The sequence below is a fragment of the Paenibacillus sp. CB74 genome (assembly GCF_055687625.1).
Map to the genome: position 1 here is coordinate 2131892 of NZ_CM146009.1, position 14399 is coordinate 2146290.

Genomic DNA, 14399 nt, shown 5'->3' on the forward strand with positions numbered 1-14399 from the left:
TTCATGGCTACTCTCCTTTCTTTTTAAGTATTTAAAATTCTATAGAATGAAAAAAACTCCTCAACTCAGGTTGAGGAGTCGAACAGAATCGCGTTCCACGCATTGGATGTCCAGTGTATACAACGTCTCAACTACCTCTCCATTCAGCAATTGAAAGAGAACATGACCTGCAAGCTGACCTGCATCCCTCTTTGGCTGACGAAAGGTGGTTAGTGGTGGATTCATGTACTGTGATGCAGGTATATTGTCAAAGCCGATCACGGATAACTGCTCGGGAATTGAAATATCATGCTCTCTGAAGGCTTCCATGCCGCCGATCGCCATTTCATCATTTGCAAAGAAAACCGCGGAGGGCAACTCTCCTTCAAGCAGTTTCTTGGCTGCAACGTAGCCATCTTGCTTCATGTATTGTCCGCCAATTTTCCACTCGGGATTCTCTTCAATGCCTGCCTCCTTCAAGGCTTTCAAATAACCCTGATAACGATGGAGATTACATTCCGATTGTGACGGACCACTGATATAAGCTATTGTCCGGTGGCCTTTATCGATCAGATAACGGGTTGCCAGGTATCCGCCTTGCGTATCACTCATCAAAACCTTTACAATATGTTGAGCATCCAGATCCCGATCCATGACAACAATTGGAAATCCGGCTTCAGATGCTTCAATCAGCAATTGATCTTGAATATTCTGAGCGATAACAATAGCTCCATCAATTCTTCTTTCTCGGATGTAACGATGGGCTGTTGATTTCTCTCCACCCAACGAACTACATACGATCATATCGTATCCATGACTCATGACGACAGTTTCTATTCCGTTCACCAAATCCGAGAAATACGGACTGGACATGTCATGGACAATAATACCAATGGTTTGTGTACTATTTCGTTTTAGTTCAGATGCAGGACCATGCCTAACGTAATTAAGTTGGCTCGCTGCCTCAAGTACTCGGAGTCTTGTTGGCTCACTTACATTCCCTTTATCGTTGAGTACACAAGATACGGTTGAACTGGCTACTCCCGCCATCTTGGCTACATCTTTAATCGTTATCATCATATATACTCCTCAAAGACAGTTTCATCTGTTTATTTCATTATGTCGGTAACACAGCATAACACCGGCGTGTTCACTAGCATTTTAACACGTCAGTCCAGTCATGTCTCTTTCCAAGACATCGACTACGAAAAACATATTAAAGAAACCGAGGTGCCTTCATGAGATTCAGTGAATATGTAATAGGTCAGCGCTACGAAACCACATCCTTGGCATTGTCCAAGAACGATATTATGGAGTTTGCCACGATCTATGATCCACAGTACATGCATTTGGATGAGGAGAAAGCCAAGCAAGGCCGCTTTGGCAGCATCATTGCTTCTGGCATGCAAACGATGAATATCTCCTTTAAATTATGGATTGAGGTCGGGGTCTATGGAGAACATGTCGTGGCGGGAACCGGAATGAATAACATTCAATTTCTGAAGCCGGTCTTTCCGGATGATGAACTTCATGTCATTGCAGAAGTTATTGGACTAACGCCCCGACGAAAAGGTAATGGGATTGTTACCGTGCTGCTGAGTACTTTTAATCAGAAGAATCAAAAGGTTTTTCAGGCAGAATTAAGTGCATTAATTGATAATTAAGGGCTGTGAAAGGCCAAAAAGAAGCCGCCCATTGGCGACTTCTCATGGATTATTGTATTTTACTTTTTATGCAATATTAAGCGTTGTAGCCCTTCAATACCTGCCCCAAAATATCTACACCCTTGATAATCTGTTCGTCTGACGGGGTTGAGAAATTAAGTCTGATGGCATTACAAGGGTCTTGCTCGTTCACCAGGAATGCATTTCCCGGTACAACCGCAACCCCTTGAGCTGCCGCTGTCTTGGCATAATCAAGCATCGGCACATGTGCTGGCAGGTCACACCAGAGGAACAGTCCACCATCCGGTTGAGTGTAGTTAACGGACTCACCCATATGCTCTTGCAGCTTGTCCATCATCAATGTAGCTTTTCTCCGATATACCTCACGAATGCTGTTAATGTGCCCCGCGTAATCATATTCTGTCATGAACTTGTATGCCAGAATCTGTGGAAGCATGGCGGTATGTACGTCTTCTCCCTGTTTGGCAACAACCATCTTCTCCACCACTTCATGTGGCGCTTGTACAAAACCGACACGTAGTCCCGCCGACAAAATTTTGGAGAATGATCCAACATAGATGACCAGACCCTCATCATCCATAGACTTGATGGTTGGCACATCGTCTCCGTTGAATCGAAGTTCTCCGTACGGATTATCTTCCAAAATCATAACGCCATACTTCTTAGCCAACTCGTATATAGCCTTACGTTTCGCTAGACTTGTCGTTACACCAGTAGGATTCTGAAAACTTGGGATCACATAGATCATTTTCACATTGGGCTCCGTTTGTAGCGCCTGTTCCAGCTTCTCGATATCCATGCCGTCCATCTCCATCGGAACACCCGCAAGCTTCGCACCGGATGCCCGGAAGGAGTTGAGTGAACCAATAAAGCTCGGACTCTCACAGATAATCGTGTCCCCTTCATTACAGAACACTTTACAGGCAAGCTCAATCCCCTGCTGCGCTCCAGATACAATGAACAATTGATCGGATGACTTACCGGTATCAAAACCTGTCTTCAAATGTTGCGTCAATGCTTCCCTGAGGGGAACATATCCTTCTGTAATTCCATATTGCAGAGCCGTGACCGGGTCTTGCTCCAGAATGGTTTGGGTGAACGTGCGAATCGCTTCAATAGGAAAAGTTTCCGGTGCGGGGTTTCCCGCAGAAAATGGAATCACATTTTGTCCCGAGGAAGCTTTCAGAATCTCGCGAATAATGGATGGTTGCAGTGCTGCGATACGATTGGAAAATGAATAGTTCATCTTAAATAGTGCCTCCCGACATTTCATCTGACTTAGTTCTCTATCGTTACATTAGATTCTATTATACGAGCATTTGCCGAATTTCCAAACTGTCTCCACAAAATTATATGTATACACCAAAAAAGAGGCCGCCGTCAGCAACCTCTTTCGCATCAGTATTGAGCAAAGTTTCAATGAATTAGCGCGCTGCGTTCATCTCGGATAACCGTGTGGCCTTCACGACATAAGCAGCTAAACCGGGGATCATCCGAGCCAGACCAGGATAGAATTTATTGGTTTTGGCAAAAGCCAGCTTTTGAATTCTTCTTGCGCGTCTGAGCAATTGGGTGAATTCACGGCTTGCTTCCAGCGTGTAATTACTCTGCCAATCAGCATGTTCAATGTCGCCTTGCAGGTACTTGTCGGTCCACCTTGCACACAGGAGTGAGGAGCGAAGGGCAATGGACATCCCGTCTCCACATAAAGGCGGGATCATCAGCATGGCATCTCCAATATGCGGATATTGAGACCAAGGTTCAGGAACATTGGACAAATGCAGAGGAGCAATCGACACTTGCGTTCCGTCTACAGGTTTTCCTTCGGCTAAACGGGCTGCCAAACTCACGTTCTTCAGGGATGCAGCCTGTAAAATATCGTTTACAGACTTGCCACTTCCCTGTACGGTATCCAGTGTCAACAATGCGGCGACATTCACATTGCCATTTTCAATGGGAGAAATCCCCACATAACCACCCTCGCAAAAATATAACTCGACCCGTGCAGGAATCTCAATTCCGCTGAAGTGGGATTTAACCCCAACATATACGGTATGGTCTCGCAGATCAGGTGCGGAAGCCATCCCACGCGGCTTCTTGGTACCATGTGCTCCGATGACGGCTTTGGCTCTGTAGCTCATCCGCTCATCTCCCTGTTTCACCTGAACCTCATAACTGGCATCCTCAAGCTGCTCAATACTCGTTACGGTCGCTTTGGTAACAATCTGGGCTCCGGCCGCCAGAGCCTTCTGATGCAAAATCTGGTCCAGCTCATATCGACTTATGCCATATGCAAATCCCGGCAGTGGTGCTTCGATCACTCCACCTTGTGGCATAACGATTTTGGCATGATCCATGGTGCTGGGTTTCTTCGTCTGGTCCAGAAGGTGAATGTCCAGAACCTCCAGCATTTCCTTGGTTTCGGGTGACATGAACTCACCACAGGTTTTGTGTCGAGGGAACTCTTGGCGATCCAGCAAAAGGGTTCGATGACCTTTTCCTGCCAGTTGCATTGCACACGTACTACCGGCAATCCCGGCTCCGATGACAATCACATCTATCGAATTCGTCACGTCAGATCACCTGCCCTTTGTGGGAATAACAACAGAGTAACGGAACAAAGGCTTCCATTCATAAGTCATCGTATCATGATTTAGCCGTTGTTTAAGTTCCTTCCAATCCCTGCCTGTAAAGCCTTTGGCTACGGACAGAGGGCCATCATGACGAATGTACCGATTGCGCGAGATCATTCGTGTTGTAATCCAGACGGCTTTATAGGACACGGAATGGCGGTGAATATCGTTAATGACGACACCATATCTCGATGCTCGCAGCATATGAGAAACCATATCAACCAGCATATCTCCGTCAAAATGATGCACAAACTGGGAACCTGTCACAATATCTGCTGACGCATCCGGCAGTTGTGTAAGATCGGCACGTTGTACCCTGACTCGGGGTTCGTCACGGAATAGTTGTCTTGCTTCCTCACACGCCTCTTCCGTCAAATCAACCAATGTAATTTCCAACTGAATGCCCTGACGGTCCGCCCATTGTAGCAGTTTCTGGTTCACATCCCCTGAACCTGCCCCCACATCCAGAAGAGACAGTTTATCTGGCCTGCCGACAGAGTTCCATAACTTCTCTACACCAGCAAGCGTTGGGCCGGGTGCCGCGAATATTTTGTTAAGACGCCTCAGATGTCTGAGTGCTTCACGCAGCTCCTCCCCTCCCATAGAGAAGTCATCCATCAGTTCCTCTTCCTTGGCCCGTATGGACAATGTTCTAAAGAAGGACATGATCGTGCTCCTCCATCACTGAAGAGAATGAGGGTACATAAGTGAATTTCATCAACTCCGCGGTGAGTCCCGGTCCAAATGCCATGGCTACACCATCTGTGGAGGATTGACCCTGTACCTTCATGTCCTCACGCATCGCATTCAGTACAAACAGGATCGTGTTGGAAGACAGGTTACCATACGTTCTAAGGATCTGCCTGCTGTACTTTGTTTGTTCATCTCTTAACTTCATTACATTCTGCACAGTGTCCACAATCCCGCGTCCTCCCGGATGAATGGCCCACAGTTCAGGAAGCTCCTCACTTGGCAATAAGAGACGAAGTTCCTCTTCCAGATGAACACCAAGCAACTTCGGAATACGAGGGGATAGATACAGGTCATACCCCAGATTCCCAACCTCCCAGGTCATATCTTCAGTTGAATCTGGAAGAAGCACAGAATAACCCGTTCCTAGACTCAGAACATTCTTGTGCTGAGGTTCTGGTGTGCCCACTATGCAAGAAGAAGCTGCATCTCCGAAGAATGAAGCCGCAAATAGCGCTTCCCGATCTTGCACCGGCTGAAAATGTATTGTGCACAACTCTACACAGACAATAAGTACCTGTGATCCTGGAGCACCCTGCACGACATCTCGTGCCATCTGAATGGCTTTCAACCCTGCGGCACAGCCCTGAAAGATCAACGGCAGTCGGTTAACACGGTCAGACAGTCCCAAGTGACGGATGAGCATAACATCAAGACCTGGCAGATATTGACCGGTGCAACTGACGGTGATGATATGCGTGATGCTCTTGGGAGATACACCTGAATCCGAGAGGGCTTTCTCTGCCGCCTCGATTCCGAGCGGAAGCGCCTCTCGCTTGTAAGTATTCATTCTTTCTTCAGTTGTCGGGATGTCAGATCTCTCACCAGAGGGCAGATAACGGCATTCTTCCAGTGAGCCCAGATAACTCGGTTCTACGGTATATCGAGTTTCAACACCACAGGACTTGAATATTCGCCTGGCAAACCGGGCCAAATCCGGCCGATCCTGAAGAGAAGAAGCAATTAGTTCCGCAATATCAGACTGCGCTACGGGGTGAGCAGGGAGAGCCGTTCCCATGCCAAGAATGGCGATATCGGATGGACTGTTGTATTGGTTCATAATAAACCTCCTGGTATTGGTTATTATTTCCTCTAATTAACACTCTTACCCTTAACGATATCGTTATAATCTCAAGACGGCTCCTAATCCAGTTTATTAACACATCTGCAAGATCAGAAGCTTGGTTTCACCAAGCAATTGAGCAATCACGCCAATGAACTCAAAAAAAGCCGCCATTAGGCGACTTTAAGGTAACTTTTATACAACTTGCTCAAATGATATCTAACCACTTCCCAGTTCTTTCTACACGTCGCTCTAATGTACTTTATTTGGAAAATGCTTCTCTGATCTTGTCACTCATCCGATACCAAGCATCCTCAGCTATCTGAAGATCGCCAAAATGTGTAAATCCATGAGCAGCTCCCTTATACTCCTTATGGGTCACCTTCACACCGCTTTCTTCCAGCCTTGCTGCGTATGTTCTTGCTTCTTGTGCCAGTGAATCTTTCTCCGCCGTAATGATTAACGCTTCCGGGAGACCCTGCAATGATGTCGCAAGCACAGGCGACGCTAACGGATCATGCGCATCTTGTGGCGTTTCAAGGTACATCGCGTTGAACGTTCTGGCGATATCAGCAGGAATGGCTACTTCATAACTCGGTTTCTCGGCCGGATCTGTAGCTATATCCAACACGGCATAATCGATAACCTGAAGTACAATCGGCAGCTCGCTACCACGTTGCTGATTCAGCAAACACACTGCTGCTGCAAGATTCCCCCCAGCACTATGCCCACCAATGGCGAATAGAGATGGGTTCACCGAGAAGGATTCCGGATTGTCGTGGACCCACTTTACAACGTCATAACATTCATGGACTGCGGTTGGAAATTTGTGCTCTGGTGCAAGACGGTAATCGATATTCACGACCACACAATCAGCACGATCAGCGATCAGACGACACCATGGATCATCCATCTCTGCTTGTCCGAGGATGAAACCACCCCCATGCATATTGAAGAAAACCGGCAGAGGTGCGGAATGATCCCGATTCGGTGTATACACAAGTACACGCGCATCACCTTTCGTCGTAGGAATCATAACTTCTTCTACGGTGACGGCATACGTGGAGCTGGGTTGAAGAGCTGCATCTGTACCGACGACATTTTGACGCATTTGTTGTACCATGGCCAGTTGTTGCTGTTGATCCATAGATATCACTCCTTATTTGCATTAAGAATGAATCCGACAATCGGAAATTTGAATCATTCATTCTCCAATGAATTCAAGACAGTGATGTAATTTTCCTCCCCCACTGTCGTTGCCAGTCCACCTTTCGTTGTGACAGCATGTTCATGCGAGATATCAAGCTCCCCCAGTTTCTCACTGTTCGTTGGATGCGCTCTCCTGCTCCATACTTGACTGCTTAGTCTTGTGGAACATCATCCAGACCCCCATCAGACAAAATAAAACGCTGCACCCCATGCCAAACACGCTGCTGGTTTTTAAAGCGAGAGGTGAGGCTTGCATGGTAAGTAGTGTCGCTTGTGTCACGACGATGGATACCATGGCATCGGTGAAGTTAATCATTTTCAATGTAGATATAATTGGGTTATGTAGATGACGATTAGCCCAGGTACCATACACGGCAAAAGCAAGTTTGGTAAAAGCGACTATAGCTACGATATATACAATAAGTCCGCTATATATGAAGGCATCACCGATCAGATACATTCGCAGACAGACGATCGAATAGGATACGCCCAGAAAACATAGAAAAAGACCTCCGCGTTTATACACCGCAAGCTCCAAAGAATATCTTTCTTGGGGAGACACCATACCTTTGGCAACTTTATATTGATGAAGCACCTGGCCTTTGGCTATACACAGAATCAAATAATACACTGCATTTGTGATGAACCATCCGGAAAGGAGATATATCCCCAAGACTAGCTTGCCTATCCCAATCCAGGCATTGATAACAAGGGATGCAACGTTGAACAAGGCCGTTCGATCTTGCTTATTTCCAAGATAACGGTCCCATATGGGCTTCAAGTATGTCTTCATTTTCATAAGATATTCATTCTACTTGGCGAGCAGACCATCGGCATTGATATGAGCGAAATGCCTCACGATTCGGCCAGAGATTCCCGAACCCTTTTCGGAAGGGATTGGATAACCATTTCATACGAGTGATCGATCATGACGTAGACATCCTCATCTGACAAGGAGCCATCCAGCGTAATGGTATTCCAGTGTTTTTTGTTCATATGATATCCTGGTTGAACAGCTTCATGCTGCTCTCTCAGATTCTCTGCAATAATCGGGTCACATTTTAAGTTCAAGCGACAGTTCTTTTCTTTATTTTCAAAAATAAGCGCGAACATCTTACCCGCGACCTTAATCGCGACTGGATCAGGGCCAAATGGATAATCCTTGATCGCGCCTTTCTTGTTCAAACAGTACTTAATTATCGTATCCTTCAAGTCAGTACCTCCCTTTTACCCGTGAACGATATAATGATATAGAATATAAGTTCGTATGTAAATAAGCTCTCTGTACATACATAATAAAACCTCCTCCATATGAATGAAGAAGGTTTTATCTGCGTTTATTTAGGTCTTAATTGGCTCTATCATTCCTTGTTTTGCTGCTGCGGCTGAATGAACCATTATTTGATTTACTGCTACTACTGTTCGATCGACTGCTACTGCTGTTAGAACGATTGCTATTGGATCTACCGTCGTTAGAACGGCTACTGGTCGTTTTGCCACTCTTGGCAAACCACTCGGATTTGGGCTTGCGTGCCGGGTTCGCCTTGGATTTGGCTGGTTTGCCCACAGCTGATTTGTTGAACGCAGGTTTACTGCCTGATGCTTTGCTGGTTTTCTCAAACACAGGAACACCTGTCATCGGATATGGATGACCTTTAACTTCAGGAATCGTCTTCTTGATTACTTTCTCAATATCCTTCAGGAATGGAAGTTCATCCTTCTCACAGAATGAGATGGCCATCCCGCTTTTCCCTGCTCGACCTGTACGTCCAATACGGTGAACATACGTTTCCGGAATGTTAGGCAGGTTAAAGTTAATGACATGTGACAGTTCTTCCACATCAATTCCTCTTGCTGCGATATCCGTCGCCACCAGTACTCGCGTAGCCCCACTCTTGAAATTGTTCAGTGCCCGCTGGCGCTCGTTCTGAGACTTGTTGCCATGAATGGCTTGTGCCGTAACATTCACTTTGGCCAAATCACGTGTAACCCGGTCAGCGCCGCGCTTCGTGCGTGTGAACACCAATGCCGTGACGATGGATTTATCCTCCAGGATCTGATTCAACATCTGCTGCTTTTTGCCATTCTCCAGCAAATATATAGACTGCTCAATGCGGTCTACTGTTGAAGATACGGGTGTGATTTCGACTTTGACTGGATCAACCAGCAGGGTTTTAACCATCTTGGTGATTTCAGGAGGCATGGTCGCTGAGAAGAACAGCGTTTGCTTCTTGTTCGGCATCTTGGCGATAATTCTTTTTACATCATGAATAAAGCCCATGTCCAACATCCGGTCTGCTTCATCCAGAACGAGAATCTCAACCATCTTCAGATCAATACGTTTCTGGTTAATCAGATCGTTCAATCTGCCAGGTGTTGCGATAATAATATCTGCACCTTGATTCAGCGCCCGCTCTTGCACTTTTTGCGAAACACCACCAACGATAGCCGTACAACGGATGTCCGTATACCGACTATATACTTTGATATTATCGGCGATCTGAATTGCCAGCTCTCTTGTTGGTGTCAAAATCAATGAACGAATATGTCGAGCGGACTTTGATCCTTGTCCTTTGGATCTTTCGCTTAATAATTGAATGATCGGCACCGAAAATGCTGCCGTCTTGCCTGTTCCGGTCTGTGCACATCCCAGCAAGTCTCTGCCAGCCAATACAGCTGGAATGGCCTGTTCCTGGATAGGCGTAGGATTAGTATAGTTTGCTTTGCTTAACCCTTCCATAATAGAGGGAATAATATTTAGGTCCTTAAATGTCATGTTATCTCCTTCATTTACGCACATCTATCAATAAGACGCATCTTTTATTTCACACGTAACGTATAAGGATAACATTAAAAACGCAATCTGTACATTATCTTTTTAATTCTACTTATTTAACTAACCAATTTAAGACCGACTGCCGATCCGAGCACCATAGCGATAAACAGAATTCTTAGGGCATTTCGGGGTTCTCCGTAAAACACCATGCCCAGAATGGCACCGCCGGAGGCTCCGATTCCCGTCCATACCGCATATGCTGTCCCCATCGGAAGAGTTTCCATTGCAAGGGACAGGAACATAAAACTTAAACCAAACCCGGCTACCAATAGAACGAGTGAAATTAAATTACGGTCTTTGTGCAACTTGTTTATCATTAGCACGCCGATCATCTCAAATACCCCTGCCAAGATAAGAAACACCCAGTTCATTATAGCTGCACCTCCTTGTTCTTCTCTTTACTCAGCATTTTAAGACCAATTACGCCGAGTAAAAGTGTACCAATGAGTATCATTTTTCCGGTTTGCACATTTGCATTAAACAAAAGAATCTCTGCAAGCACCGTTCCAGCGGTACCTAGGCCAACGAATACTGCGTATACGGTTCCCACGGGCAAGGTACGCGAAGCTGCAATCATTAAGCTGAAGCTGATCATAATCGCAACCAGTGTAAGACTCCATTCCAGCAACCCGCTGGCATGTTTTAATCCAATGACCCAACCCACTTCGAACAACGCAGCAATCACAACCGACATCCAATTTTTATTCATACCTGAAACACTCCTTCTCTACTACATTTTTTGTACAACCTGTAAGGGTTCATTAGCGAAAAACAAAAAAAGCCCGGGAAACAAACTGCATATCGCAGTTCATCTCCCAGGCTTTTATCCCTCCGTGGCACAACCAACAGGTTGCGGGTTTTCTCTCGGACCAGACCGACACATACGTCGCGGAACCCTAGAAAACCTGTTTGTATTCTAATGTGTCTCCAATTATACACACTTCCACTATCTTGGCAACCCCGTTAATGTGATCATGCCATTTATTTGATAATCAAACCCATTAATCCTACAAATGTGGCGGCTTGATGTGGTGAAATCACACAACCGTTGAGGTCTTCCATGGTTAACACCAAGGAGTCAAATTGGCAATCGCGAAGATCCAAATCTTTCATTTTGGTCCCCGTTAAGGAAGCTTGGTCGATATTACATTGAGTGAACTCCATCTTCTGAAGAGCCAGATAGGCAAAGTCCGCACCAATCAAGGTACATTCCGAGAAGGAGACCTGTTTCAGATGGGCAAAACGGAAATTGCTGTAATCCCCTAGACCATGAAAAAAACTGACATTTTGCAAGCGACTATTGGAAAAATCCGTTCCAACAAACTTGCAGTTATGCCATTCGATTCGGTGCATGAAGGCACCAGAGAGATTGACATTGGAGAAGTCGCAGTGTTCGAACCGGACATCCGTGAATTCGAATTGTTCCAAGGCAGACTCCGAGATCGTCACATGTCTAAATACAACATTTTCAAAGGAAACCTTACTCGCTTCCTGTTGATCCAAAGTCATGTTCTCAATCAGTTTGTGTTTATACTCCATTTTGGATTCGAGAAAACCTATCGTTTCCGGTTCAAGCAACTGCTCCTGAAGCTTGGGTTTGTCCACTTTCATACCGCATTCCCCGATTCCTTCATGGCTACCACTCGCAGTCGGCTTCTGTCCAAATACCATTGTCCATCCCGCATCAGTTGTGGCTGTACTTTTTTCTCTACAGCTTCCATAATAACATCCTGTTCCGCAGGTGCGATACCACTGAATAAATACTCTGCGAAGCTGTCCAACCACTTTCTGGCACCTGGCTTGAACGGAGTAAATTGGTCAACATGCTGGGCCAGACTAACTCGAAATCCGTTTTGCTCCAGAAGATTAGTATATTCGCCAATGGTAGGGTGATACCATGGATTCCGGCCTTCCCATTTGTATCCACGGGCATGCAGTTCTTCCCGTACCGCTGCTATTAAAATAGCCGTATTGCCACTTCCGGCAAACTCTGCCACGAATCGTCCGCCCGTCTTAAGCGCTAAGTATATGGATTGCACTACAGCTGGGGCATCCTTTATCCAATGCAGAACGGCATGAGAGAAGACCGCATCAAACGGCTCTTCAGACCGATAATGACAGGCATTAGCGACTTGAATATTCATATCAGGATATTTCTGTTTAGCTTGCCTAATTGTCTCCTTCGAAAAATCAATGCCTGTTGTCAGCGCTCCTGCGGCTGCAATTTTGGCTGTCAGATCCCCATTCCCGCAACCCACATCAAGGATTCGTTCTCCATGGGACGGCTGGAGCAAGGTTAAGATCGGTGTTTCCTGTAACGCTGTAAAAGGAGCAGAATGACCACTCCACGATTCGTTCGTTTGTCCGGATAAATGTCCGTTATTCATAGAATACAATCTCCTCCTCAATTAAGGATATATTATATCTATAATAGCTTTAATATAAGAGAACTGTCAATTCACGAAAAACATACGAAAAAGGACAACCTGTCGCGGTTGTCCTTAAGTAACATTAATATTAGCAAAGTTATACCAATACTTCGAGTCGTTGTTCAATCCGAGTCTCTTCATGCAATAATTGAGCAATATCACGAGTCAGTGCATCCACATTCTCCTGCCGGGTTGCCCAACTGGTACAAAAGCGCACCGCACTGTGTGTATCGTCAACCTTTTCCCAGAAGGAGAAAGTATAATCATTCCGTAATTTCTCAAGCAAAAGATTGGGCAGAATCGGAAACTGCTGGTTGGTTGGTGAGTCATACAGGAAGCGTACTCCCTGCTGTTCGAGTGAATCATGAATTCTCAACGCCATATCCACGGCATGATGGGAAATCTCAAGATACAAGCCGTCTTCGAACAAAGTTTCGAATTGAATCCCCAACAATCTGCCTTTGGCAAGCAGGCCACCTTTTTGTTTGATCATATAACGAAAATCTGGTTTGAGCGCATCATTCAGGATCACGACCGCTTCTCCCATCAACGCCCCAATCTTGGTTCCGCCGATGTAAAATACATCGCACAAGCGCGCAAGATCAGCAAGTGTCATATCGCAATTACGGGAGGCAAGTGCATATCCAAGGCGTGCTCCATCCACGAAAAATGGCAGACCACATGCTCTGCTGACTGCGTGCAATGCTTGCAATTCTGCTTTGCTGTACATCGTTCCGTTCTCCGTTGGCTGAGATATATAGACCATACCTGGCTGTACACAATGTTCCGGTGAAGACTCGTTCATGTGCGCATCATAGACTGCTCTAACCTGTTCAGGCGTGATCTTTCCATCCTCACTTGGAACCGTGAGTACCTTATGGCCCGTTGCTTCGATAGCCCCAGTCTCATGAACCGCAATGTGTCCCGAGGTCGCTGCAATCACACCTTGATATGGACGCAAAATAGAGGCAATCACCGTTGTATTCGTCTGTGTACCGCCAACCAAAAAATGAACATCAGCCTGCTCGTTGTCACAAGCCTGACGAATAAGCATTCTCGCGCGTTCGCAATGCTCATCCGTGCCATACCCGCTTGTCTGTTCCATATTGGTTTCCATCAGTTTTTGTAAAATGCGTTCATGCGCACCTTCGTTATAATCACATTCAAATCGTATCATCGTGTTGTCTCTCCTGCCTTCTTGTTCAACTTCTCTTGTATGTTCATCATGGAGGTGTATACCTCTTGAATCTCTTCTTCATTGAGTTCTTGCATTAATTTCAGAATCTGTTGATCGGAACGATCATTTAATTGGGCATACAGCTCCTCACCCTTGGCTGTCAGACGAATCAGACTGACCCGGCTATCGGCTTCAGAATTCACTTTCACCAGCAGACCTTCCTTGGTCAGCTTGTTCACAATGCGGCTCATATAACTGCGATCAATGGTCAGTGTATCCACCAGATTGTTCGCAATGCTCTCTCCCCGAATTCCAATCTCGATAATGACCCGTACTTCAGCAAAGGAATACCCTGTTCCGAGAATATGCTTGTCGAGTACACCAAGTATGTTGGTATAAAAACGGTTAAAACGTCGCATGTCAGCCAGAATATCTGGATTTATGTACTGAGAGTCGATGTCAAACCCTCCTTTTTAGTGGACATTGTCAACATTATAATAATCAGGTTAGTGGACGTTGTCAACATTATATTTTCCCTTGATATTTGGTTACCACATTTTTAAGCCAAACCAAAAAGCCGCACATATGCGCGGCCTTCTGGGGATAACAGCAATCGGAAGGTTGTTCTGTCATCAGAG

General features: G+C 45.7%; 16 protein-coding genes and 1 riboswitch. Of the genes, 1 reads left to right on the forward strand and 15 read right to left on the reverse strand.

What is annotated here, in order from left to right:
* Positions 1 to 60 precede the first annotated feature (60 nt).
* Complete coding sequence (locus tag ACX9NY_RS09490) at positions 61 to 1059, reverse strand: LacI family DNA-binding transcriptional regulator (protein ID WP_339261043.1); 999 nt, start codon at positions 1057 to 1059, stop codon at positions 61 to 63.
* Positions 1060 to 1217: 158 nt separating this feature from the next.
* Between ACX9NY_RS09490 and ACX9NY_RS09495 the strand changes: the two genes are divergently transcribed.
* Positions 1218 to 1643, forward strand: coding sequence for a MaoC family dehydratase (locus ACX9NY_RS09495; protein WP_339242503.1), 426 nt, complete (start codon positions 1218 to 1220; stop codon positions 1641 to 1643).
* A gap of 76 nt (positions 1644 to 1719) precedes the next feature.
* Here ACX9NY_RS09495 and ACX9NY_RS09500 read toward each other — a convergent pair whose 3' ends face one another.
* The 14 genes from ACX9NY_RS09500 to ACX9NY_RS09565 form a co-directional block, all read right to left on the reverse strand.
* Entirely contained in the window at positions 1720 to 2910 is a 1191-nt protein-coding gene (locus tag ACX9NY_RS09500) for an aminotransferase-like domain-containing protein (protein ID WP_339261042.1), read from the reverse strand.
* Positions 2911 to 3088: 178 nt separating this feature from the next.
* Positions 3089 to 4237 carry an NAD(P)/FAD-dependent oxidoreductase gene (locus ACX9NY_RS09505; protein ID WP_339261040.1) on the reverse strand — a complete coding sequence of 383 codons (1149 nt, stop codon included), beginning with the start codon at positions 4235 to 4237 and terminating at the stop codon, positions 3089 to 3091.
* Positions 4238 to 4243: 6 nt separating this feature from the next.
* Positions 4244 to 4963, reverse strand: a complete 720-nt coding sequence (locus tag ACX9NY_RS09510) for a methyltransferase domain-containing protein (protein ID WP_339261039.1) — start codon at positions 4961 to 4963, stop codon at positions 4244 to 4246.
* Positions 4950 to 6107 carry a type III polyketide synthase gene (locus ACX9NY_RS09515; RefSeq protein WP_339261037.1) on the reverse strand — a complete coding sequence of 386 codons (1158 nt, stop codon included), beginning with the start codon at positions 6105 to 6107 and terminating at the stop codon, positions 4950 to 4952. The genes ACX9NY_RS09510 and ACX9NY_RS09515 overlap by 14 nt, the downstream gene beginning before the upstream one ends.
* A gap of 265 nt (positions 6108 to 6372) precedes the next feature.
* Positions 6373 to 7257, reverse strand: a complete 885-nt coding sequence (locus ACX9NY_RS09520; RefSeq protein WP_472478335.1) for an alpha/beta hydrolase — start codon at positions 7255 to 7257, stop codon at positions 6373 to 6375.
* A 171-nt stretch (positions 7258 to 7428) separates the two neighbouring features.
* Positions 7429 to 8118 (reverse strand): hypothetical protein, encoded by a 690-nt coding sequence (locus tag ACX9NY_RS09525; protein WP_339261034.1) that lies wholly within the window; start codon positions 8116 to 8118, stop codon positions 7429 to 7431.
* Positions 8119 to 8174: 56 nt separating this feature from the next.
* Positions 8175 to 8531 carry an MmcQ/YjbR family DNA-binding protein gene (locus tag ACX9NY_RS09530; RefSeq protein ID WP_339242487.1) on the reverse strand — a complete coding sequence of 119 codons (357 nt, stop codon included), beginning with the start codon at positions 8529 to 8531 and terminating at the stop codon, positions 8175 to 8177.
* 136 nt (positions 8532 to 8667) lie between these two features.
* Positions 8668 to 10095 (reverse strand): DEAD/DEAH box helicase, encoded by a 1428-nt coding sequence (locus tag ACX9NY_RS09535; RefSeq protein WP_472478338.1) that lies wholly within the window; start codon positions 10093 to 10095, stop codon positions 8668 to 8670.
* A 116-nt stretch (positions 10096 to 10211) separates the two neighbouring features.
* On the reverse strand, positions 10212 to 10526 hold the full coding sequence (locus ACX9NY_RS09540) for a DMT family transporter (RefSeq protein ID WP_339242483.1): 315 nt from the start codon (positions 10524 to 10526) through the stop codon (positions 10212 to 10214).
* Positions 10526 to 10864: a DMT family transporter gene (locus tag ACX9NY_RS09545; RefSeq protein WP_339242481.1), complete on the reverse strand. Its 339-nt coding sequence runs from the start codon at positions 10862 to 10864 to the stop codon at positions 10526 to 10528. Before ACX9NY_RS09545 ends, ACX9NY_RS09540 begins: the two co-directional genes overlap by 1 nt.
* Positions 10865 to 10965: 101 nt before the next feature.
* Positions 10966 to 11066, reverse strand: a riboswitch (guanidine-I (ykkC/yxkD leader).
* A 70-nt stretch (positions 11067 to 11136) separates the two neighbouring features.
* On the reverse strand, positions 11137 to 11766 hold the full coding sequence (locus ACX9NY_RS09550; protein WP_339242478.1) for a pentapeptide repeat-containing protein: 630 nt from the start codon (positions 11764 to 11766) through the stop codon (positions 11137 to 11139).
* Positions 11763 to 12542 (reverse strand): class I SAM-dependent methyltransferase, encoded by a 780-nt coding sequence (locus ACX9NY_RS09555; protein ID WP_339242475.1) that lies wholly within the window; start codon positions 12540 to 12542, stop codon positions 11763 to 11765. The genes ACX9NY_RS09550 and ACX9NY_RS09555 overlap by 4 nt, the downstream gene beginning before the upstream one ends.
* 139 nt (positions 12543 to 12681) lie before the next feature.
* Positions 12682 to 13761: a threonine aldolase family protein gene (locus ACX9NY_RS09560; RefSeq protein ID WP_339242473.1), complete on the reverse strand. Its 1080-nt coding sequence runs from the start codon at positions 13759 to 13761 to the stop codon at positions 12682 to 12684.
* On the reverse strand, positions 13758 to 14180 hold the full coding sequence (locus ACX9NY_RS09565; RefSeq protein WP_339242471.1) for a MarR family winged helix-turn-helix transcriptional regulator: 423 nt from the start codon (positions 14178 to 14180) through the stop codon (positions 13758 to 13760). The genes ACX9NY_RS09560 and ACX9NY_RS09565 overlap by 4 nt, the downstream gene beginning before the upstream one ends.
* Positions 14181 to 14399 lie beyond the last annotated feature (219 nt).